Source organism: Desulfoplanes sp. PS50 (assembly GCF_053851535.1).
In genome coordinates this window covers 255,807-278,420 of sequence record NZ_JBSPZA010000001.1, presented here as the reverse complement: position 1 = coordinate 278,420, position 22,614 = coordinate 255,807, and the positions used below count along the sequence as shown (strand labels likewise).

General features: G+C 56.7%; 18 protein-coding genes and 1 pseudogene. 13 read left to right on the top strand and 6 right to left on the bottom strand.

Going from position 1 to position 22,614, the window contains the following annotated elements:
• The first annotated feature begins 207 nt into the window (after positions 1 to 207).
• The 5 genes and pseudogenes from ACTVJH_RS01240 to ACTVJH_RS01220 all read left to right on the top strand — a co-directional run bounded on the left by ACTVJH_RS01240 (position 208) and on the right by ACTVJH_RS01220 (position 6,325).
• A complete protein-coding gene (locus ACTVJH_RS01240; protein ID WP_455986643.1) occupies positions 208 to 3,204 on the top strand; it encodes an AIR synthase-related protein in 2,997 nt (998 codons plus the stop codon).
• A 207-nt stretch (positions 3,205 to 3,411) separates the two neighbouring features.
• Positions 3,412 to 4,320, top strand: coding sequence for a substrate-binding domain-containing protein (locus tag ACTVJH_RS01235; RefSeq protein WP_455986641.1), 909 nt, complete (start codon positions 3,412 to 3,414; stop codon positions 4,318 to 4,320).
• Positions 4,321 to 4,608: 288 nt separating this feature from the next.
• Positions 4,609 to 5,304: an ABC transporter permease gene (locus tag ACTVJH_RS01230; RefSeq protein ID WP_455986639.1), complete on the top strand. Its 696-nt coding sequence runs from the start codon at positions 4,609 to 4,611 to the stop codon at positions 5,302 to 5,304.
• A pseudogene (locus ACTVJH_RS01225) lies at positions 5,304 to 5,666 on the top strand (ATP-binding cassette domain-containing protein); the annotation flags it as partial. The gene ACTVJH_RS01230 and the pseudogene ACTVJH_RS01225, both read left to right, overlap by 1 nt.
• Positions 5,667 to 5,731: 65 nt before the next feature.
• The gene (locus ACTVJH_RS01220; RefSeq protein WP_455986670.1) at positions 5,732 to 6,325 is read left to right on the top strand and encodes a hypothetical protein; all 594 of its coding nucleotides are present in this window, start codon (positions 5,732 to 5,734) and stop codon (positions 6,323 to 6,325) included.
• A 278-nt stretch (positions 6,326 to 6,603) separates the two neighbouring features.
• Here the strand turns inward: ACTVJH_RS01220 and der are convergent, their stop codons facing one another.
• Positions 6,604 to 7,929, bottom strand: coding sequence for a ribosome biogenesis GTPase Der (gene der, locus ACTVJH_RS01215; protein ID WP_455986637.1), 1,326 nt, complete (start codon positions 7,927 to 7,929; stop codon positions 6,604 to 6,606).
• A 197-nt stretch (positions 7,930 to 8,126) separates the two neighbouring features.
• On the opposite strand from der, the gene ACTVJH_RS01210 reads away from it, so the two are divergent.
• The 6 genes from ACTVJH_RS01210 to ACTVJH_RS01185 all read left to right on the top strand — a co-directional run bounded on the left by ACTVJH_RS01210 (position 8,127) and on the right by ACTVJH_RS01185 (position 13,862).
• The gene (locus ACTVJH_RS01210; protein ID WP_455986635.1) at positions 8,127 to 8,591 is read left to right on the top strand and encodes a hypothetical protein; all 465 of its coding nucleotides are present in this window, start codon (positions 8,127 to 8,129) and stop codon (positions 8,589 to 8,591) included.
• A gap of 176 nt (positions 8,592 to 8,767) precedes the next feature.
• Positions 8,768 to 8,974 (top strand): hypothetical protein, encoded by a 207-nt coding sequence (locus ACTVJH_RS01205; RefSeq protein WP_455986633.1) that lies wholly within the window; start codon positions 8,768 to 8,770, stop codon positions 8,972 to 8,974.
• A 512-nt stretch (positions 8,975 to 9,486) separates the two neighbouring features.
• On the top strand, positions 9,487 to 9,633 hold the full coding sequence (locus ACTVJH_RS01200; protein WP_455986631.1) for a hypothetical protein: 147 nt from the start codon (positions 9,487 to 9,489) through the stop codon (positions 9,631 to 9,633).
• A gap of 60 nt (positions 9,634 to 9,693) precedes the next feature.
• The gene (cytX, locus tag ACTVJH_RS01195; RefSeq protein WP_455986629.1) at positions 9,694 to 10,965 is read left to right on the top strand and encodes a putative hydroxymethylpyrimidine transporter CytX; all 1,272 of its coding nucleotides are present in this window, start codon (positions 9,694 to 9,696) and stop codon (positions 10,963 to 10,965) included.
• Positions 10,966 to 11,001: 36 nt separating this feature from the next.
• Positions 11,002 to 12,933, top strand: coding sequence for an AsmA family protein (locus tag ACTVJH_RS01190; RefSeq protein WP_455986627.1), 1,932 nt, complete (start codon positions 11,002 to 11,004; stop codon positions 12,931 to 12,933).
• Positions 12,930 to 13,862, top strand: coding sequence for a hypothetical protein (locus ACTVJH_RS01185; RefSeq protein WP_455986625.1), 933 nt, complete (start codon positions 12,930 to 12,932; stop codon positions 13,860 to 13,862). Before ACTVJH_RS01190 ends, ACTVJH_RS01185 begins: the two co-directional genes overlap by 4 nt.
• Positions 13,863 to 14,062: 200 nt before the next feature.
• Here ACTVJH_RS01185 and ACTVJH_RS01180 read toward each other — a convergent pair whose 3' ends face one another.
• Together ACTVJH_RS01180 and cfa are read right to left on the bottom strand one after the other, a co-directional pair.
• A complete protein-coding gene (locus ACTVJH_RS01180; RefSeq protein WP_455986623.1) occupies positions 14,063 to 15,271 on the bottom strand; it encodes a pyridoxal phosphate-dependent aminotransferase in 1,209 nt (402 codons plus the stop codon).
• Between the two features lie 200 nt (positions 15,272 to 15,471).
• Positions 15,472 to 16,584, bottom strand: coding sequence for a cyclopropane fatty acyl phospholipid synthase (gene cfa, locus ACTVJH_RS01175; RefSeq protein ID WP_455986621.1), 1,113 nt, complete (start codon positions 16,582 to 16,584; stop codon positions 15,472 to 15,474).
• Positions 16,585 to 16,830: 246 nt separating this feature from the next.
• On the opposite strand from cfa, the gene aroL reads away from it, so the two are divergent.
• Positions 16,831 to 17,469 (top strand): shikimate kinase AroL, encoded by a 639-nt coding sequence (aroL, locus tag ACTVJH_RS01170; RefSeq protein ID WP_455986619.1) that lies wholly within the window; start codon positions 16,831 to 16,833, stop codon positions 17,467 to 17,469.
• A gap of 190 nt (positions 17,470 to 17,659) precedes the next feature.
• Here the strand turns inward: aroL and ACTVJH_RS01165 are convergent, their stop codons facing one another.
• From ACTVJH_RS01165 to pyk, 3 genes are all read right to left on the bottom strand, one after another.
• Positions 17,660 to 18,880, bottom strand: coding sequence for an MFS transporter (locus ACTVJH_RS01165; RefSeq protein ID WP_455986617.1), 1,221 nt, complete (start codon positions 18,878 to 18,880; stop codon positions 17,660 to 17,662).
• The gene (locus ACTVJH_RS01160; RefSeq protein ID WP_455986615.1) at positions 18,877 to 19,407 is read right to left on the bottom strand and encodes a TrmO family methyltransferase domain-containing protein; all 531 of its coding nucleotides are present in this window, start codon (positions 19,405 to 19,407) and stop codon (positions 18,877 to 18,879) included. Before ACTVJH_RS01160 ends, ACTVJH_RS01165 begins: the two co-directional genes overlap by 4 nt.
• Before the next feature lie 174 nt (positions 19,408 to 19,581).
• Positions 19,582 to 21,003 (bottom strand): pyruvate kinase, encoded by a 1,422-nt coding sequence (pyk, locus tag ACTVJH_RS01155; protein WP_455986613.1) that lies wholly within the window; start codon positions 21,001 to 21,003, stop codon positions 19,582 to 19,584.
• A 414-nt stretch (positions 21,004 to 21,417) separates the two neighbouring features.
• On the opposite strand from pyk, the gene ACTVJH_RS01150 reads away from it, so the two are divergent.
• A complete protein-coding gene (locus ACTVJH_RS01150) occupies positions 21,418 to 22,539 on the top strand; it encodes a carbonic anhydrase (protein ID WP_455986611.1) in 1,122 nt (373 codons plus the stop codon).
• The last annotated feature ends 75 nt before the right edge of the window (positions 22,540 to 22,614 follow it).

Here is a 22,614-nt window from a genome sequence, read left to right as displayed (position 1 = left end):
TTTCTCATTGCGCATTGTCTTTTGGTCCTTCAAGCTGAAATGAGATGGAATCTGTTTTCTGCGATCCATTCTCCGTCCTCTAACCCTCAATACCTTACTCAAAAGGTTCTGTTATAACACATGAGAACTTTATAACATATTGAACTTAAATCTTAAAACCTAAAACTTACAACTGCGGCTTGGCCGCATTAGTGGGAGTTTTCTTTCATGCTCACACGCATTGAAATCGGTCTGCTGGACACCATCCGCGACGTTCAGGGTGAAAACATCGCCCGCAAGATTCAGGATGAACTCGGTCTCTTCATCGATCGGGTCCGCATGCTCAAGGTCTATACAGTATCGGGATTGAACAACGATGAAATCCATCGGGTCGTGGAACTCAATGCCCTGCACGATCCTGTTCTGCATCTTCCCTCCCTGACCCCTTTGGCCCGCGATTGTGACTGGATCATCGAGGTGGGCTTCCGGCCCGGGGTCACCGATAATGAAGGAAAGACCGCCAAGGAGAGCCTGGCAACTGTGCTGGGCATGGATGCGGACCGCAGGCGCACCGTGGCCGTGTACACGGCCACCCAATATCTCCTGGAAGGAGATCTCGACCGGGACGCAGTGGAACATATCGCCAGGGATCTTTTGGCCAACGAACTCATCCAGCGCTTCCACATTGCCTCCAAAAGCGAGTGGCAGAAAAATCCGGGATTTCCTGCCCAGGCCGCCCGGGTTACCGGCCAGGCCTCGGACCGGGTGGAAATCATCCCCCTGGCGGATCTTAACGACCAGGGGCTCATGGACCTGAGCCGCTCCAGGACCCTGGCCCTGAGCCTCAAGGAGATGCGCCTTCTCAAGGCCCATTTCACCAAGGTCGAGACCATCGAGGAACGCAAGAAACAGGGGTTGCCTGCCAACCCCACGGACGCAGAACTGGAATGTCTGGCCCAGACATGGTCGGAACACTGTAAGCACAAAATTTTCAATGCGGTCATCGACTACAGGGACACGGAAAAAAACAGTCGCATGACCATCGACAGCCTGTACAAGACCTATGTCCAGGGAAGCACCAAGACCCTTAGGGAACGCATGGGCGCGGATGACTTCTGTCTCTCCGTGTTCAAGGACAATGCCGGGGTGATCAGCTTCGACGACACCACCAACGTGTGCATCAAGGTGGAGACCCACAACAGCCCCTCGGCCCTGGACCCTTACGGCGGGGCCCTCACCGGGATCGTGGGGGTGAACCGCGATCCCATGGGAACGGGCATGGGGGCCAATCTGCTCTGCAATACGGACGTGTTCTGCTTCGCCTCCCCCTTTTACGACAAAGAACTTCCGCCCCGCCTGCTCCATCCCCGACGGGTGCTGGAAGGCGTGCGCGAGGGCGTTGAACATGGGGGCAACAAGTCGGGTATTCCCACGGTCAACGGGGCCATCCTCTTTGACGAACGCTACCTGGGCAAGCCCCTGGTCTTCTGCGGGACCATCGGGACCATGCCCAAGAAGGTCAAGGGTCACCCCAGCGAGAACAAGAAGGCCCTTCCCGGGGACAAGATCGTCATGACCGGGGGACGGATCGGCAAGGACGGAATCCACGGAGCGACCTTTTCCTCGGAAGAGCTGCACGAGGGCTCCCCGGCCACAGCCGTGCAGATCGGCGACCCCATCACCCAGCGCAAGATGTACGATTTTCTGATGCGGGCCAGAGATCTCGGCCTGTACAACGCCATCACGGACAACGGGGCCGGCGGATTGAGCTCTTCCGTGGGAGAAATGGCCCAGGACTGCGGGGGATGCGACATGGACCTCAAACTCGCCCCCATCAAGTACGACGGGCTCGATCCCTGGGAGATTCTCATCTCCGAGGCCCAGGAACGAATGACCCTGGCCGTGCCCCCCGAGACGCTGGAAGCCTTTCTCTTGCTGGCAGGGGAGATGGACGTCGAGGCAACCGTGCTTGGAGAGTTCCAGGATTCCGGGGTCTTTCATGTCCGGTACGGGGATCGGATCGTCTGCCACATGGACATGGACTTCCTGCACGACGGGACGCCGCGCATGGAACTTTCCGCAGTGTGGAAACGTCCTGATCTGCCCGAAACCGTGACCATCGACCCTTCCGCCCTAGGTGACGAGGCAGAATTTCTGGGCCGGATGCTCGCCAGGCCCAATATCTGTTCCAAGGAATACGTCATCCGCCAGTACGATCACGAGGTCCAGGGAGGCAGTGTGATCAAACCCCTGGTGGGTGACGAACTGGACGGACCCGGTGATGCCGGTGTGATCCGCCCGGTGCTGGGATCGAACATGGGTCTGGTCATCAGCAACGGTATCTGCCCCAAATTCAGCGACTTGGACACCTACTGGATGATGGCCAACTGCATCGACGAGGCCATCCGCAATGCCGTGGCCGTGGGTGCGGACATCCGGCACATGGCCGGGGTGGACAATTTCTGCTGGTGCGACCCGGTCCAGTCGGAAAAGACCCCTGACGGAGAGTACAAACTCGCCCAGCTCGTCCGGGCCAACCAGGCCCTGGCCCACTTCTGCATGGGCTACGGCGTGCCCTGCATTTCGGGCAAAGACTCCATGAAAAACGACTACACCGGCGGCACGACCAAGATCTCCATCCCGCCCACAGTGCTCTTCTCGGTCATGGGGGTCATCGAGGACATTGAAAAATGTCAGACTTCGGATTTCAAAACACCTGACGAGCTCATCTACATCCTCGGCCTGACCCGCTCCGAACTGGGAGGCAGTGAATGTTTCTCGGAACTCGGCATCAGGGGCGGCCAGGTCCCCCAGGTCGATCTTATTTCGGCCCGAAAGCGCTATCTGTCCATGTTCCAGGCCATCCAGAAAAGATACATCACCTCCTGTCACGATCTTTCCGACGGAGGACTGGGCGTGGCCGCCGCTGAAATGGCCATAGGCGGACGCATCGGGGCCCAGATCGATCTGGACAGGATCCCCGTCCAGGGAACCTCCCTCTCACCTGTGGAACTTCTGTACAGTGAATCGGCCAGCCGGTTCCTGGTCACGGTCAGACCCGAACACCGGACACGCTTCGAGCGGTGTTTCGCTGGACAGCCCCTGGCCTGGATCGGCCAGACCGTTCCCGGCAGGGAGCTCTCGTTTTTCAAAAACGGAAAATCCCTTTTCACCAACCGGATCGATTTCCTGACCAAAGCCTGGAAATCGACCCTGAACTTCTGATACCATTCTCTCCAGTCAACCCGTGTTCGAACAAAGCCGGAGGCGCCTTTTGCGCCTTCGGCTTTGTTTTCTGCCAGATGTGGCCTTATCGCATTTTTTCTATCCGGTTTCATTTATTGACTCTACAGGCAAAATTCAGGTACGAGGAACTGCATAACTTCAGCCAGCCGGCACATAAAACCGGCATACCACAACGTGGAGGGAACCATGAAACATTGTTTGACCATCGCTGCGGGGCTCGTGCTTTTCTGCGCCCTGACAGCCGGAGCGGCGTATGCGGACGCGGACAAGGTCCTGAGCATGTCCACGACCACCAGCACCCAGGCATCCGGCCTTTTGGACGTACTTCTGCCCGCTCTTGAAAAGGACACGGGCATTCAGGTCAAGGTCATCGCCAAGGGAACCGGGGCGGCCATCAGGGACGGTATGGACGGTAACGTGGACGTGATCTTTGTTCACGCCCTGTCCCGTGAAGAGGCATTTGTTGCTGACGGATACGGGACCAAGCGCTATCCCGTGATGCACAATGACTTCATCATCCTCGGTCCGACCGGCGATCCCGCCGGAATCGCCGGGATGAAGGACGCGGCCGCCGCCCTCAAGGAAATCGCCCTGTCCGGTTCCAAATTCGTGTCCCGGGGCGATGACAGCGGCACTCATACCAAGGAGCAGTCCCTGTGGAAGGCCACCGGACTCAAGCAGGAAAAGGTGCTCAAGCCCATTTTCAAGAAGGGACAGAAGTCCATGATAACCTTCACCCATCCCGAGGGACTGGGTGACTGGTACCTGTCCATCGGCCAGGGCATGGGCAAGTCCCTGACCTATGCCGAGGAAAAGCAGGCCTATCTTCTGGCCGATCGCGGCACCTACCTGAAATACAAGCTCGGCCGCGACCAGGGCCTCGACCTGAAGATCCTGGTCGAAGGTGACCCCCTGCTCTTCAACCCCTATGGGGTCATCCCGGTCAATCCGGCCAAGCATCCCCATGTCAAGGTGGATCTGGCGACCACGTTTGCCGAATGGATCACCTCCTTCAAGGGGCAGGCCCTGATCGCCAACTACCAGCTTCTTGGCGAGCAGCTCTTCTATCCCGACGCCATCCCCGACGCACGCTAAACCAGCACATCAGACAGGCCGGAGTGGAAGGCCCGGCCTGTCTGATGTTTTTTCCGTCAACGGAGGCATTTTGACGCTGATCAGGACACTTCCACGTAACGGCACCGCCCCCATTGCGTGAGGCCTGCAAGCAGCTGTCGTTTTTTTTGAGATTCTCCCCCAAGGAATCTTTGAAAAAGCCATCGCTGCGAACTGTGTACTGCGCACTGTGCCCTGCGTACTTTCTTTTTTTCTTATGCCTCCGTCCCGCTTCCGTCATCGCATCCCCCCCTCTAACCCGGTGTCCGCATGAGTTTCTTTGTTGACAGCCTCTTCTCCGCCCTGACCCTGATGCGGGATCTCGACCCCGAACTGGTTGAAATTGTAGGCCTCTCCCTCAAGGTGAGTCTCTCATCGACCCTTGTGGCCGGGTGCCTGGGCATCCCTTTGGGATTTGCCATCGGCATCAGAGATTTTCCCGGCAAACGGCCCGTGGTCACCCTGCTGAACACCCTGCTCGCCCTGCCGACCGTTGTCATCGCCCTGTTCGTGTACACCTTTATCTCCAGGCGGGGAGTCCTCGGGATGCTCGATCTGTTGTATACGCCCGGGGCCATTGTTATCGGCCAGGTGCTGCTCATCCTTCCGGTGGTGGCCACCTTCACCCTGTCGGCGATCAGCCGGATCGATGCGCGATACCGGCAAACGGCCATGACTTTAGGCGCGACCCGGCTTCAGACCGCCCTGGTCATTCTGCGCGAGGCCCGGTTCGGGATCATGGCTGCGGTAGTGGCCGCCTTTGGCCGGGTCATCTCGGAAATCGGCATCAGCATGATGCTCGGCGGCAACGCCCGCGGATTCACCCGGACCATGACCACAGCCATGGCCCTGGAATACGACAAGGGCGAGTTCATCCTGGCCGTGGCCCTGGGGCTGGTACTCATGTCCATCAGCCTGTTGGTCAACGTCATCCTGAATCTCTTCCAGGGCAGGGGGCAGAATTGATGCTCTATGAAGCGCGCAATCTGCGCAAAATCTACGGTGAACGCACGGTTCTCGACATCGATGAACTCCATATCCGAGAGGGAGAAATCTATGGTCTGCTCGGCCCCAACGGCTCGGGCAAGTCCACCCTGCTCTCCCTGCTCGCCTTTTTAAACTCCCCGACCCACGGCCAACTCCGGTACCGGGACACGATCGTCCGCCCGAACTCCCGAGAGCTTCTCGCCCTGCGCCGGGAGGTCATCCTCGTGGATCAGCATCCCATCCTCTTCAGCACCTCGGTGTTCAAGAACGTGGAATACGGACTTCGGGTCAGAAAGATCCCCTCCAGGGAGCGCAGACGGCGGGTCGAGGAGAGCCTCGATCTTGTGGGCATGCGTTCCTTCATCCATGAACGCGGCCACATCTCTCGGGGGGAGAAACCCAGAGACTGGCCATTGCCAGGGCCTTGGCCTGTTCTCCCAGGGTGCTCCTTTTTGACGAACCCACAGCGAGCGTGGATGTGGAAAACCAGATCGCCATTGAAAATATCATCCACGGGGTGCATGAAGAAAAAAAGATGTCCATCATCCTGTGCACCCACGACATGCTCCAGATCTCCCGACTCGCCCAAAAGACCATCTTCCTCTTTGACGGACGCAAAAGCGCGTTCACCCACGAGAATATCTTCAGCGCCCGGGCCGTCGAACACAACGGAAATCCCGTGGCCTTTCTGGCTGACACAGTCCCTGTCCCCCTGCCCAGAAAGATAGAGGGACCGATCAAGGTGGCCCTCGCCCCCCAGGCCATCAGGCTCTTTCCCCTCCAACCGGGCGAAGCCGCATCCGCCGGCACCCGAGGAACGGTCATGCAGCTGACCCGGGAAGGAAATCACATCCGAGCCCTGGTGGACATGGGCGTGCCCGTGAGTGTTCGCATCGCCCCCGACACATTCAAGAACATGGGCATCTGCGTGGGAGACCGGGTCAGACTGGACTGCCCGTCGCACGGGGTGAGTATCCTGGACCAGAGCACGGGCCGCTGACGCCGCTTGTAAGCCACACACCACAAAAAAGACGACCCGTACGGGTCGTCTTTTTTGTGGTGTGGAGCCATGTGCTGGTGGAGGGAAGATCAGAAAAAAATCAGAGGAAAAAAGTAACAATGGGAAAGGCGCTTTGAAAAAATCAGCATGTTGGGTTCAAGAAGGTTACGACACATTTTGCAGCAGGTTATGCCTTCTCAAATGTATTAACCCCCCTGCATGCTACGCAAATGTATCCCTGAATATCAAACCGTTCGTGCCAATGGTTCGACTAGGGACTATTTTTTCTTGTGACTCCCCCGAAAGACGATCTTAAGGGGCACGATGTCCAGGCGGAAAAATTTGCGCAGCTGATTCTCCAGATATTTGGCATAGCTGGGTTTGACCAGAGCGGGGTCGTTGACAAAGAAGACAAAGGTCGGGGGCACGGATTTGGCCTGGGTCAGATAGTACATTTTGAGCCGTCTCCCCTTGACCATGGGGGGCTGGTGCCGTTCGGTGACCAGCTGGATCAATCGATTCAGTTCACCGGTCCCGATCCGGGCAACACACTGCTTGACCAGTTTTTCGGCCAGGGGAACGACCTTGTTCACCCCCCGTTCCTTGAGGGCGGAAATGTAAATCAAAGGGGCGTGCCCGCAAAAGGCAAGCTCGTCCTTGATGTCCTGCTGCTTCTTTTTGAACTCATACCTGGGAATCAGATCGGTCTTGTTCACGGCAATCATAAAGGGGACCTTTTCCCGGTCCAGGTAGGAAATCAGCCGTTTGTCCTGGGCGGAAAGCTCCTGGGAGCCGTCGAGGACAAACACGACCACATCCGCCCTTCTTGCGGCCTGCAGGGCACGGATCACGCTATAGTGTTCCAGGTCATCCTCGATGCGGGTCCGTCTTCTGATCCCGGCCGTGTCCACGAACACATATCTGGTCCCTTCCCTGACAAAGGAAACATCCACACTGTCCCGCGTGGTTCCTGCCACCGGACTGACAATGAGCCTGTTGGAGCCCACCAGGGCATTGATCAGCGACGACTTGCCCGCATTGGGCCGGCCCAGCATGGCCAACGCCAGACGCGGGAGGGGATCTTCCTCCTCCGGGAGAGCCTCGGGCAACTGCTCCACGATCATTTCCTGCAGGGTCGTCATGCCGAAACCATGGGCAGCGGATACACAGGTCAAAGGGAATCCAAGGGCGTAGAATTCGGCCGACAACCTTTCCTCGTGCTCGGGACCATCGATCTTGTTCACCACTAAAAGGATATCCTTGCCGCTTTGGCGAAGATAGATGCTGACATCCTCGTCCATACCCGTGAGCCCCTCACGGCCATCAACCACGAAAAGGATGAAATCCGAGGCATGGATGGCCTCCCTGGCCTGTTCCAGAATCTCCTCTTCCATTTCCTGCGGGGTATCCAGGACGATCCCCCCTGTATCGACCATGGAGAAGGGTTTCTCCAGATGGGTCACATCGACGAAGAGAGAATCCCGGGTCACCCCGGACCGATCATGGGTGATGGCCTTTTGCTGACGCAAAATCCGGTTGAAAAGCGATGATTTTCCCACATTGGGACGCCCGACAATGGCGACAAGGGGGAGCGATGCGGTCATGAGCGTGTATATCCTTTTGGCTGAAAAAGTCGTTTGTTCGCAAGAACCGGGTCTGGATCAGCTCCCGATTCCTGAACATGTGCCTGCCTGTACAAAGGGGGGTCCGGGCCGTCAACCAGCGCGTGGATGACATCCCCGAAGCTTTAGGGTATCTTTATAAATATACGTTGGAACCAAGCCCCCCAAGGAGAAGGAACATGCCAACCCTGCTGGCGGTCGACATCGGCCTGGGTACCGGATTGCGGGATGGCCGACCTTCTGACTATCCCTTACGTCACCTTCTTTTTCGTAACCAGCGCGTACATTTTTGTCACTGCGCATCCTTGTTTCAGGTCACGGCGGCTATGTCCACACATTACATCATCAGGGAATCACAATTTTCTCTCTTTGGCTCCACAGCCCACAGAAAAATCGGCATCAATCCCAAAGGGGTCAGGGTCGATGTCACCCTGACCGAGGGAGGTCCCGTACAGGTCGGATTCATGGAAGGGACCGGGATTTCCTGGCAATCCGAGATCCACGAGCCGCACCGTGTTCATAGTTTTGACACCACCGGGAACACGGCACACCACCTTGTCGTATCCACCCTCACCCCTTGTGTGGCCCGGGGAACCGTGCTGGTCTGGGGTCTTGTTGATATCCCGGAAAAACACGACGTGTGATCATCTTTGACAACCCTGTTTTCCATCCTTATAGGTCTTTCCTCTGCATTCCGCCTCTGTGAGCACAAAAGTTTTTTCGTTTGGAGCTCAATCCTCAAACACTGTCTTTTATCTAGGCACATTGATTGCAGAACCTTTAAAAAACGCACAAAAAACACCTCCAGCAAGGGAGACGCATGCAAAAAACAATTGAAATTACCATCGAGCCCGGTACCCATCCCCGTAATCTCTCTCCCAAGGATGCCGAAGAATTGGATATGCGCATGAAGGCCTTTGAGATCGCCGTGCGCATGAATCCGGCACTTATCGAAGAATTCGTCAATTTCTCCGAACCCGTTCAGATGGCCTCCCCCAGACATTCCGGACCCTCACGCGAAAGCTGAGGAACATACTGTATATCGGTAGAAAATGCTTTTTCCACGGTGAAGATTGAAACGACCGGCACGCAAGGCCGGTCGTTTCATTTGCAACAACCACCGGTGCATGGACCGACCGGGCATCAATCAGGTGAACCCGTCTTTTCCTCCCAGGCCTTCCCCCTCAAGGCATATTTGTTCTCATGCAACTACCTGAAACATGATGGCCGACCTGACCCGCTCCCCCTTCTTTCTCCTGGCGTTTTTCCATTGAACCCGTTACCCGTTGGACATCTGCCCATTACCGGCAGAACCCAATCTGCACCTATTCACCTCGCACTGCCTGCCCCCTTGTTTTCGACCATACGCATGCCTTGACTCTGTCTTGATCCGGCTATAAGGGTAGGTCACGCGCTCTGCTCACCGCCTTCCGGGACGAAGACGCCGGATGCGCCGTCTGTACCATGCAACCCCGACCATGGCCGAACAACAAGGTATCATTTTCGTGAACCATTGCCGCACATAGGGAGGAACTGTTTATGGATGCCCTCATCATCATAGCCATTGCCGTTCTCGTTGTCATAGTAGGGTTCTATTTTCTGGGCGTGGGCAAACCCAAACAAACCCCTCAACGGTCGAACAAAAACAGCGGCGCCTATTCCAAGCGTTCCCGGCGCAAAGGCTAGCTTTTTTTCTCCAACCTGGTCGTCCACACGGCGCGACCGGACCAACCAGCTGACAGGATTATGGACATCACGACTCTGCCCGTTACCCGGCGTACCCTTGGGGGTGTGGATTATTTTTTGCTTTGGGCCGGTGTGGCCGTCTCCCTGGCCGAGATCTGGGCCGGAGGCTTTCTGGCGCCCATGGGACTCTGGGCGGGGCTGGCCGCCATTGTACTCGGCCACCTCATCGGGAATACCCTCATGGCCGGATGCGGTATGCTCGGGTCGGATCACGGGGTCATGGCCATGACCTCCCTGCGCCCGTCCTTTGGCATCCGAGGCTCTGTTCTGCCGGCCGTCCTGAACATCATTCAGCTCGTAGGCTGGGCCGCCATCATGCTCATCATCAGCGGTCATGCCGGCGCCATGCTCGCCACATTCGCCCCGGTCCCATCGTCAGAGCGCTTCTGGATCGTGCTCATCGGTCTGGGAACCCTGTTCTGGGCCCTGTTCACGGAAAAACCCGTCTGGAAGACCCTGCAGAATACCGCGGTAATCGGTCTGCTCATTGTGGTCTGTCTGATGAGTGTTGTCTCGTTCAAGGAAATCGGCGTGGCCGCAGCCGTGGACAGACCCGTGACCATGAGATTCATGACCGGCCTGGACCTGGTCATTGCCATGCCCATTTCCTTCATGCCCCTGGTGGCCGACTATGCCCGGTTCGCCAAAAGTACGAAAACTTCCTTTTGGAACACCTGGTGGGGCTATTTTCTGGTCTCCTCATGGATGTACGTTCTCGGACTCGTGGCCACCCTGATTACCGGGGAGACGGATCCGGGCATGCTCATCCTGCGAACCATGGGTTCCCTGGGACTGGCCGTTCCGGCCCTGATCCTGGTCGTCTTTTCCACCATCACCTCGGATTTTGCCAACCTCTATTCGTCCACCTGCTCGGCCCTGAACATTTCGGAACGGATCAAACCCAAGACCGTCATCTGGATTTCCGGAATCCTCTCCATCCTGGTTGCCCTAATCTTTCCCATGGCCAAATACGAAGCATTCCTTTTGTTCATCGGGGCCATGTTCGTTCCAGTGCTCGGCATTGTCATGACCGACTATTTTTTGATCAGAAAACGAACCATGGAGATCGATGAGCTCGACCGACATAAGGGATCTTACTGGTATTTCAAAGGGGTCAACCGGGCCGCCATCCTCTCCTGGATAGCGGGATTCGGGGTCTTTCAGGGTCTGGCCGCCATGCAATCCCCTTTGGGATCGTCCCTGCCGTCCATCCTTGCAGCCGGGATCGTCTATTACCTGTGCATGTTCCGCAGCACGAGGTATCAGGTCTGATTTGCCTTTTCCCCGGCCTGGCCCTACGCTTACCTTATGCGCTGGTTCCTGAAACTTTTCCTGGGAATAGTCGCCGTCTTTGTTCTGACCGCGACCATCCTGATGCTTATCATCGAGCCCGATGATCTCAAGCCGACGATTCGCTCAGTTGTCCGTGCCCGCACCGGCCTGGCCGTGACCATGGACGAGCCCTTGAAGCTCTCCGTTCTGCCCCGGCCCGAACTGGTCATGAACCAGATTCAACTCACCGATCCCCTCCACCCTGACAAACAGGTGGTTCTCACCGCCCAGCAGTGCACGGTCCAGGTATCCTTCTGGCCGTTTTGCGCTGGCGGCTATGAACTCGGCGAGGTCGCACTCCAGGGGCTGAACATGGATATGGGCAGCCTCGCCCAGGCCATCCGCACCCGGGCAAACGCCTTTGACTCCCCCGGCCAAACGCCCCTTCAAACGGTCCTCTCGCCCCTGGCCCGTGCCGATTCCGGTCTATTGCCACCTGGCATCGTCCGAATTGAGAGACTGCGCGTACAAAACGCCACCATCACCGGTCTGCCGACCCTGAAGGATACCTCCTCTGCCCCGGTGCGCATCGCTTCCCTGGCCATCGACGACCTGGGGCGGCATACACCGGCGGCCATGCAGCTTGTTGCATCCACCGGGCAACTCGATGTGGACCTGAATGGGACATTACGCCTGTCAGGGGATCTAAAAACCCTGCTCATGGACAGGGTTGCGGCCCGGGTGAAGGCCAGGGATCTTCCGTTGAGCACCCACCCTGTAAGCGCCCGTATAAGCGGCACCTTTCTTCTCGAACCCCACAACAAGCGCATCGTGTTGCAGAGCATCCGCGCCGAGCTTCCCGGGATCGAACTTTTGACCTCATCCACCCTCACCTGGGATCAGCCGTCATGGGAAGGAGGATTGATCCTAAACGCCCGTCTTCCCCAGGCCCTGCAATCCCTGGGAAGGGATCACAACAAAGTGGAACATTACCGGAATCGTGTTGATGTGAAGGCCCACTACTCCCTGCATCCGGACACCCTTGTATTCCGGGATGTGCATGCCCTCATTGACGGTCAGACCGTCCGCGCAGAGGGCACAATCCACGATTTTTCCCGACCCCGGATCACGTTCAAGGCCTTTGGCGACCGTCTGGACCTGACCAGGTATCTGCGCCCCTCCGCACTGACTGAACTCCCGGCCTGGCTCAAGACGTCCCGAATTCGCGGCAATGTTTCAGTCAACCGGCTGGAGCTGGGTGGATGGACGGCAGTGAATGTGAACACCCTGATCCGCGCCAACCAGGGCATCCTGCGCATCTATCCTCTCAAGGGAGAGATTGCCGAAGGAGACATGAAGGCCAACATCCGGGTCGACATGAATTCACCAACACCGAAAACCACGCTCCGGGCGGATGTAACCAACATGCAGGTACACGGACTCACAGAAACACCCCCCCCGAGCACCGTTCTGCTCGGCTCCATGAACATTTTCATGGATCTGACCTGGCAGGGGGTTCCGTGGTATCCTGATCCCGAAACCCTGAGCGGCAAGGCAACCCTGAATGCACGTAACGGAACCCTGGTCGGATTCCAACTGCCACGCGACAATCCTGCATCCTCTCTGACCAGGCGATTTTCTCCCCGGGAAAAAATCCTTCCCTTTTTGGCCTTGTCCACCGGGCTTCAACTGACAAAGGGAGTTGCAAGGACCCGAAACCTCACACTTCAAACCCGGACAAAAACCATTACAGGAACCGGCAGCTATGACCTCAAAGATGACATTCTCTCCGGTATCCTGACCGTGAACGGTTCCGCATCCTCCCCCAGGACCATGGAGGTAGAAGGGACGTTGCACCGACCACACATTCGCGACCGCTTTGACAACCAGTCCCATTCAGCACCCCCTTCGGGCGTCACTTCATCTCCGGACCCATCCGGATCACCACCACCAAACGACCTGCCATGAAGCTATCCATCCTGGGCACCGAATCGCTGGGAGTCCGCGGACTCTCCTGCCTGATCGAGACCGGAAACAGACGTATTCTCATCGATCCGGGAATCGCCCTTGGCTACATGCGGCACGGACTTCTCCCCCATCCCTTCCAGGTGGCCCTCGGGGCCAGGATCAGACAAACAATCATCGAGCATCTTCATACGGCCACAGACGTGGTCTTCTCCCATTTTCACGGCGACCACATCCCCCTGCGCCGGGCCAATCCCTTCCAGCTTTCCCTCGACACCGTGGCCGGCGATCTGGCCCGGGTCAGGATCCACGCCCCGGGAAGAAACAACCTGCCGGGAACCATGCTCCAACGCCGTTTGGACCTGGAAGACAGTGTGGGTCACGAAATCCCGAATGCTTCCGGCCTGGGGGCAGGCCCTTTGCGCTTTTCCATGCCCGTCCCCCATGGGCCGAGAGAGGGCAAACAGGGACGTGTGATGATGACAAGGGTTCAGGAAGGATCCAGCATCTTTGTCCACGCATCCGACATCCAGCTTCTGGACCGTGAACCCATTGAAATCATCCGCTCCTGGCGTCCGAACATCGTCATGGCCTCGGGTCCACCCCTCTACCTCGACCGTCTCACCCCGGATCAGGAAACCGCAGCCTGGAACAATGCCCTCGCCCTGGCCGAGAACGCGGACACCCTCATCCTGGACCACCACCTGCTCAGATGCGACCGGGGTATCGATTGGCTGAAGCGTCTCACCGAAAAAACACAAGGCCGAGTCATGAGTGCGGCAGCGTTCATGCAAGTGGATCCCTGTTTCCTGGAAGCCTGGCGAGGGACATTGTACAAGGAGATGCCCGTTCCCGAGGGATGGCACGATGCCTACGCTGCCGGGGATACCGATACCCGGAAATTCAGACGGTGGAGACATTTTTCCCCATAGATATTCTGGTCGATGGCTGGATTTTTTTTGTCATCTCCTCTCTGGCTTCTATCCTCAAAACCAGGCCCCCGTACCCGCCCGGTTCACTGCCCCTTGACTCCATGGCAACCCCATAATCCAAAAAACAAAAACGGCCCGCACATGCATTGTATCATGTGCGGGCCGTTTTTGGCTGAACCCGTGGTGGTTTGCCTGCCGATCTACCCTTCCAGATACCCCTTGAGCCTGCCCATGCCCTTTTCAATCCGGTCAACATCGATACCGGAATAGGCGAAACGGACATATTTTCTGGTCTCTCCGGGCAAGGGCCGGCCGAAGTGGGCGCGGGTGCACATGGACACCCCGGTGGCCTCCAGGATGTCGTCGGCAAAACACTGGTAATCGTCAATCCCTTTGGCTGCCATGGCCTCGGTCACGTCCGGGAAGAGATAGAAGGTCACCTGGGGGCGGTAGCAGGAAACGCCCTGGATGTCGTTTAAAAGATCCACACACACGTCGCGACGCTTTTTCAGGGTTTCGAGGATGTTGCGCACTCCGGTCTGATCCCCGGTCAACCCTTCCAGGGCCCCGTACTGGATGAAATGGTTGGAACAGGACTCGTCATTTACGTTCAGGGTACCTATAATATTGATAATCTCCCTGGGGCCGATGGCAGCACCCAGTCTCCACCCGGTCATGGCGAACCGCTTGGAAAAGGTGTACAAAATCACGCTGCGCTGGGTCATGCCCGGCTGGCTGATCAGGGATCTGGATTCCCCTTCGTAGCGGACATCGAAATAGGCCTCGTCGATGAGAACCATGAGATCATGTTTCACGGCCAGCTCGGCCAGACGTCTGTGTTCTTCAAGACCGCATTCCGCGCCCGTGGGATTATGCAGGTCATTGACAATGAGCAGCCGCGTCCTGTCGGTGATGGATGCCTCCAGGCCGGCGAGATCCAGGGCGAAATTTTCCGTGCCCGGAATAAACCCGTACGGTTTGGCCACACCACCGTGAAACTCGATCATGGATTCATAGATGGGAAAACCGGGGTTGGGATACAGGACCTCGTCCCCGGGATTCATGAGTGCCAGAAGGAACTTGCCGATGACCGGCTTGCCCCCGGGCTGGATGGCCACGTTCTCCATGCCGTATTCGGTTCCATGGGTTCGGTTGATATCGTTGGCCAGTGCCTCCCGGAGCTGGGGGATGCCGAAGCTCGGATTGTATCCGGTCTTGCCCTCGTGCATGGCCTTGCAGGCCGCTTCCATGACATTTTCCGGGGTAGGCAGATTCATGTCCCCGAGGTGAAAGGGAAAGACCTCCTTGCCTCTGGCCGCATGGGCCGCTGCCCTGGCGGCCACGGAAAAGGCGGTTTCCGTACCCAATTGCTCGACCCGATGGGCGAATCTGATTGTTGATGGCATCATTTCCTGTGGGGTATAGGGCTGGTATTATATGTTCGGATGTTGAAAAAAAAAAAAACGCATCCCGAGTCCAAATGAAACGTACGTCTGACAATGTACAAGGTCAACCGTTCCCCAAAAATGAAAAAACAGGCATGCCGCGCATAAACACCGCAATCCGGTTTTTGACAGAGACCAGGCCCCATGAAAGAGCCGACAGTCGTCTACCGGCAGACAGGTTGACGGCGTCCCTGCTTGGTCATGACAATCTGCCAGACCTGGATATCTCTGACCCGGAAGGCCCCGGCACAGGAAAGAAGGTAATATTCCCACATCCGTTTGAAGGCCTGACCATAGGTCGGACGCAGACTCTCCCACCTGGCCGTGAACCGTTTGTGCCATGCCATGAGCGTGGGATCATAATAGGGACCGATGTTATGCCAGTCCTCCACAACAAAGAGCCCTTCCGCAGCCCGGGCGATCTGATCGATGGACGGGAGCATGCCGTTGGGAAAGATGTAGGTGGTGATCCAGGGATCACAGCGGACATTGGGGGCGTTTCCTCCGATGGTGTGCAGGAGAAATATCCCCTGCTCATCAAGAAGCGAAGCAGTCTTGCGCATGAAAGTCTGATAATTTTTTGATCCAACGTGTTCGAACATGCCCACGGAAACGATCTTGTCGAATCTGCCCTCCACGTCCCGGTAGTCCTTTTTGACAATGGTAACGGGAAGGGATTTGCACAATGACCGGGCGTAATCGATCTGATTGTCGGAGATGTTCACCCCTGTAACATGGCATCCGTATGTTTCAGCCATGTATTTGGCCAGACCTCCCCAGCCGCAGCCGATATCGAGGACCCGGTCACCTGGCCTAAGTTCGAGCTTGTTGCAGATGAGATCCATCTTGGCGCGCTGGGCCGTGTCCAGGTCATCCGTATCCTTGAAAAAGGCACAGCTGTACTGAAGGTAGGGATCGAGAAAGGTGGCAAACAAATCATTGCCCAGGTTGTAATGAACCTTGGCCACCTTGGTGGCCCGGATTTTGGTCTGTTTGTTCAGCAGATAGGTGGGCAGGGCCTTGAGAAAGAGTTTGATATTGGCGGTCAAACGATCCCTGACCCCGGCTGCAAGAACCCGGGAAATAAAGGCATCCACCCGGGGACAATCCCACCATCCCTCCACATAGGCCTCGCCAAGACCCAGATTGTGTTCACAAAGGACCCTGTTGTAGAGCCGGTCATCATAGACCCTGATGTCCCAGGGATCATTTCCCCCGGGAGTGATCCCTGCCTGTTTCAACATGCTTTCCACGAGATTCCTGGCCGCTTTTTGCATGACTGCACCTCCTTGTCGCGCATGACCTGCGCAGACCTCGTTCCTCCTTGTGGTCAAAAAACGTGTCCATAATCATCCTTGCACCCATTTATCCCTGATTATACAAGGACCGGGTTGTGACAGGACCTTGAAAATAGGGGGAGCGTAAGCCTGAAAAAAAATATTGTAAAGCAGTGGAAGGCATTTTCCTGTCGCAAGGAGATGATCCTGTTTTTTTCCAATGAATCTGACACACACGGAGACTCTATGAAATCTTTTATCTGCAAAAAAATTGATGTTGAAAATCCCGATGAAACCATGACCTTTGGCAAAACCGAACACGTTGTCTTTGATCTGGCAACCTCAAACGTTTTTTTTGTCGGCCTGCGGGGAAGCGGCAAGACGACCCTGGCAAAGCAGGTTGCCGAAACATTGGACGCGCCCTTTGCGGATACGGACAGGCTCGTGGAAGAAAAGGCAGGAAAGAACATCCGGGAAATCGTGGAAGAAGAGGGATGGGAGGGCTTCAGAAAGCGGGAATCAGCAGTTCTTGAAAAAATATGCTCGAAAAGGGGGCAGATCGTGGCCACCGGAGGCGGGATCGTGCTCTCGCCGGCCAACCGCGATCTTCTCCATCAAAACGGAACCAGCTTCTATCTCATGGGCAACCCCCCGCTTCTGGCCCGGCGGATCGAACAGGATAGCGGTTCCACAACCCAGCGCCCGCCCTTTGGGGACAACCCCCTGCAGGACGAAATGAGCGAACTGCTCTGGGAACGCGAACCCCTGTACATGATGGTCGCTGCCCACACCCTGCAGGCGGAACGATCCATCGAAGAGTTGACCGAGGACGTGCTCACCGCCCTCTGGCCGGAAAAAAAGGAATATGATGGAGAGGACAGATGATGCAGCAGGCAGTAGCAGGTAGTGGGCAGTACACAGTGCGCAGTGCGCAGAAAAGGCGACAACTCAATTGACAATTACCGAAACCGTTCCCTTGAAACCCCCAAACAAACACGCGATTACCCGTCCGTGCCCGTCAGTGCATGTCCGTGTCCGTCCGTGTGCATCCGTGTCCGTCCGTGTGTCTGTCGAGTCATCTGTCTCCTGTCTCCTGTCTCCCGTCTCCGTTACTCCCGTCTCCATTCTCTCTTCTCTCCGGCAGGGCCCGTATACATGGCAGACTGAGCAGCGAAATCACGGCGCACCCGGAAAGGGTGGCGGCAAACCCGAACCGATCCACACCCCAGCCGACCAAAAGCAGGATCAGGGAGGTGATCCCGAAGTTGAGCCCCATGTACAATCCGTTGGCCGCACCCCGGTTTTTTCCGGCATGATCCTGAACGATTGCCAAAAGAACCGGTGAGCAGGCAAAAACAAAGATCCCGATGCTCACGAGACAGGGAATCACCGTCCATCCGCTGGCGTGGACAAACATGAGCAGCGAGGCCGGACCAAGAACCATGCCGACATAGAGCACCTTCTTGCGGCCGATGTGATCGCTGATCGACCCGCCCGCAAACGATCCTGCCGTGCCCACCAATTCGAACAGGGCCAGGGCCATGCCGCCCATGAGCAGGCTGTGCCCCTTGCCCATGACCATATAGGTGGGCAGAAATCCGGCCAGGGTGCCGGTCAGAAAACCCCGTGCCGCCAGCAGCCCGGCCATGGGCAGCATGACGAACCGCAGTTCCTTCCAGGTGGCTGCAACCGAAACCTTGTGGTCGTGCTCCTGGACAACAGGGGAGACATCACGGATCTGGCGGTACAAAAGAACAGAGGCGAGAATTCCAAAGATCGCTATGCCCCAGACCCCTTCGAATCCGAGTATGGATACGGCTCCGGCCGCAACCATCGGACCGACAGTCCTGCCGAGCTCCCCGGCAACCATCCACACGCTCATGCCCCGGCCGATCCTGTCTCCGGAGAATCGGGCCACGAACACAGGACCGAGCACATGATACATGGAGGCGCTCACCCCGGCCACCAGGAGCATGAGACAGAGGATCGGATAGCTCGTGGCCAGCCCCAGGCTCGACATGAGTACGGCCGTGACCGCCGGAGCGCCGGCAAAGACAATCCGCAGATCCCTGCGATCGGCCAGAATGCCCAGAAAGGGATTGATCAGGGAACTTGACCTGAAGAACACGGTCAAAAGACCCGCCAGGGTCATGGAGATGGAGGACCGGGCAATGATCAGGGGAAGAAACGGGGCCAGAAAACTGGAATAGACGTCATGAACAAAATGCCCTCCGGCAATGGTCAGGACACGCCGGGAGGAGGGGGCTTCGGTCTGCACGGGACTCTTTTTGCTCATTCGTCGTCCCTCAGGGGTTTCTTCGGGGTTCTGCGCAGACTCTCCATGCTGGCCTTGATGTCCAGGATCGGGGTGCCGTCGATGGCGTCCAATCCCCTGACATGAATGACGTTATTTTCCCGGGCGAGGACCTCTACCTCGGTGATGGCGATCCCGTTGGGCCGATTGGGGGTCCGCGCGGCAAAGGGACCGACCTCTTTGCCGTCCCACCGGCGGGGAAACGTGGTCACCAGCGGACCCGGATCATGGGTGTACCAGACCACGGTCAAATGGGATTCCTCCTCGACCCTGTTCATGAACCGGACCATTCCGGGAGACAGAACGAGTCGGGAGACCCCTTTTTTATCCAGCCCGAAGGTTCCCTTTTTGCGTTGTTCGTTTTCCACCACACCGATGGGATAAAAACGCAGCCCTTTTGTCGTGCCGAACAGGCATTCATGGCAGATGACCTGTCCGTCCACTGTCTTGCAATCTTTTTGCGGACATGATCGCCCGCATTGACAACACCGTCTCTCTTCCGGTTCCATGGATACTTCCTTGTCGCTATATGATTCGCGCAACAACGCGGACCTTTCCGAAGAGAGGTCCGCGTTGTGTATGCAACACCTGCCGGGGACACCACGTCTCAAACCGGACACAACGGGTGGGCCGGCCATAAAACAAGTCGGTCCTGAGCACCTCGACCCGGGTTGGAGTCCGATTTACTTCACATACACCTTGATTTCGTTGGTCTGGATCTTTTTCTGACCAGGGGTGGCCTCGCCCGAGGTGATGACCAGTTTGTCCCCGCGTTTCAAATGGGGCGCGGTCTCGATGAATCGCTCGGCCCGCTGGACATGGGCCTTGATGGAGGTATCCACGAGATGGGGGCGCACTCCCCAGAAAAAATTCATCCCCCGCATCACCGAGGGATCAGAGGTCAAGGCATCGATATCCTGCACCGGACGGCGGCTCGAAAGATACCGTGCCGTACCCCCGGTGGTCGAATGGCTGACAATGGATGCCGCATCGGTATTGTCCGCCAGGAGACAGGCCGCATAGGCCAGATACTTGGGCGGATTCTTTTCCGGCTTGGGCGCATAAGGGCCCTTGATCCGCTCCAGATAATAGGGCTCGCATTCGGCCGCGATATCCTGGATGATGTTCACCGCATCCACCGGGTAGGATCCGATGGCGGTCTCCTCGGAGAGCATGACGCAATCCGCCCCGTCCATGATGGCATTGCCCACGTCAGTCGCCTCGGCCCGGGTGGGGATGGGATTTTTGACCATGGAAAGAAGCATCTGCGTGGCCACGATGGATGCCTTCTGAGCATGACGACAGGCCCGGATGATCTTGTTCTGGATAACCGGCAGGGCAGCCAAAGGACATTCAAGGCCCAGATCCCCCCGGGCGACCATGATCACATCGGCCAGTCCCACAATGGATTCGAGGTTGTCGATGGCGTTTTTGCGTTCCAATTTGGCGACCACCGGAATCCAGGTCCCATGACGGGCAATGAGTGACTTGGCGTCCACGATATCGGCCTTGGTCTGGACAAAGGAGACTGCCACGGCGTCCAATCCGATCTCCAATCCCTCGTCCAGATCCTTGCGGTCCTTGTCGGTAATGGCGGAGATGGCGTGTTCCTTGCCCGGAAAACAGATCCCCTTGTTCGAGGTAAGAAGCCCGCCGTTGTGGGCTTCAAGGAGAAAACATTTATCTCTTTCGATCACCCGGGTAATGGTAAAGGTGAGCAGTCCGTCACTCAAGGAAACCGGCATCCCCACATCAAGTCCGTGGAGCAGTTCGGGAAAATTCAGCGGCAAAAACGGATATTCTTGGGCCTTGTCCCTGAACTCGGAGAGACCCAGACAGACAATCCCCTTCTTGTGAATTTCCAGAGGACTTCCCGGGATTTCGCCGATCCGGATCTTGGGACCGCACAGATCCCCCATGGCGGTCAGAGGAATGTCCAATTCGTTTTCAATCTCCCGGATCATCTTTACCGTGGGCGCAAACGACGCGGCATCGGCATGGGAAAAATTGAGTCTGAAAATTCTGACCCCGCCCTGAACCATGGACTTCATGGTCGCATACTTCGAGGAGGCAGGGCCCAGTGTGGCAACTATCTTCGTTTTCATGATCAACTCCCTGGAGTATCATTGTGTTTGTGACACATCGTTACCGGATAGTCCCGAGATGGTCCATGGGGTAGGCTCTATCCCGAATAAAAAATATTGTTTTTTATCGAATACCGATTGAAATCATCCTCGATGGAGGCTCAAGCTGTTTCAAATTGAAATCCTTGCAGACTGCTCTGTTTTCTTTCATAAAAAAGTCTCGTGGAGATGACAATTCGATGCTCGTTCCATGAATTATCACAGATCCGTTTGAAATACCTTATCTTCAAAAAAACAGGTAGATACTCTACACCCTGCCGGGCTTGAGCAAAAAGACTTGCCTCTGTCTTTGCGAATGGATAATGCTCAAAACTGCATGCGTCTCTCAACTATGATCCAATATTGACCCGACCATACAACCAAAAGGAGATGACTATGAAACCACTGACTACAACCCTGGGTATCGTGACCGTTCTTTTATTCTTGAGCACCACCTTATGGGCAGCGACCACCCCGGCCAAGCGCATGTTCACTCCCGACGAATCCGTGACGCAGCTCAAGGCCGGAAACGATCGCTTTGCCACCGGCCATGCCGTGCATCCCAACCAGGATCGCCAACGGCGCGACTTGACCACTTCCAAGGGACAACATCCTTTCGCCACGGTCATTGCATGCTCCGATTCCCGGGTTCCCGTGGAGATTCTCTTTGACCAGGGAGTGGGAGATCTCTTTGTCATCAAGGTGGCCGGAAATGTTCTCGACGTCGATGAGATCGGATCCGTGGAGTACGGAGTCGACCACCTGGAAACGCCGCTCATGCTCGTACTGGGTCATACCCATTGCGGTGCCGTGACCGCGGTCGTCCATGGCGAACCAGTACACGGATCCATTCCCCAGCTGGTGGACAACATCATTCCGGCCGTCAACAAGACCAAAAAAGAAAACCCGCAACTCACAGGCGACGCCCTGGTGACGGCCGCAGTGATCAACAATGTCTGGCAGGGAATCAATGATCTGCTTATGAACAGCGCCGCCACGCGGTCCCGTATCAATGCAGGCACCCTGCGGGTCGAAGGGGCTCTCTACGATATCGGCACCGGAAAAATCGTCTGGCTGGGCACCCATCCCGATCAGGCAGCCATTCTGGCCGCTGCAGGGCCTGCAACGGGGTCCCATGGTGTGGAGAAAACCTCGCAGGAGAGCGCACAACCTGCCCAACAACCTGCCCCTGTCCAGGAGAGCGCAACCCCTGCCCAGACAGAAATTGAAAAACAGGTCACCACGGAAAAAGCCGTCCGGGCAGAAGAAGATCACGCCGTGGCAGCAGATACAGAGCAAGCCGGGCAGACAGAACCCGAAGAGGCTGAAACAACCATCCAGGAAACCACCAACCAGCAGGAAGCATTGGACACGGTCGAACGGCAGGCCCAGGAAGTGGAGGCCCAGGCCACACCCGAGCATGTTGATGAAGCCGGCGACAACGGACTGTGGTTCATTTTCTTTTTGCTGGTGCTCATCCTGATCGGCGTGGCCATGAAATCCCGGAAAAACCAGTAGGACAATGGGTTTTCACTCTATCTCATAGACAAAGGGAGGACCTGAAAAAGTCCTCCCTTTGTCTATAAAATCGCA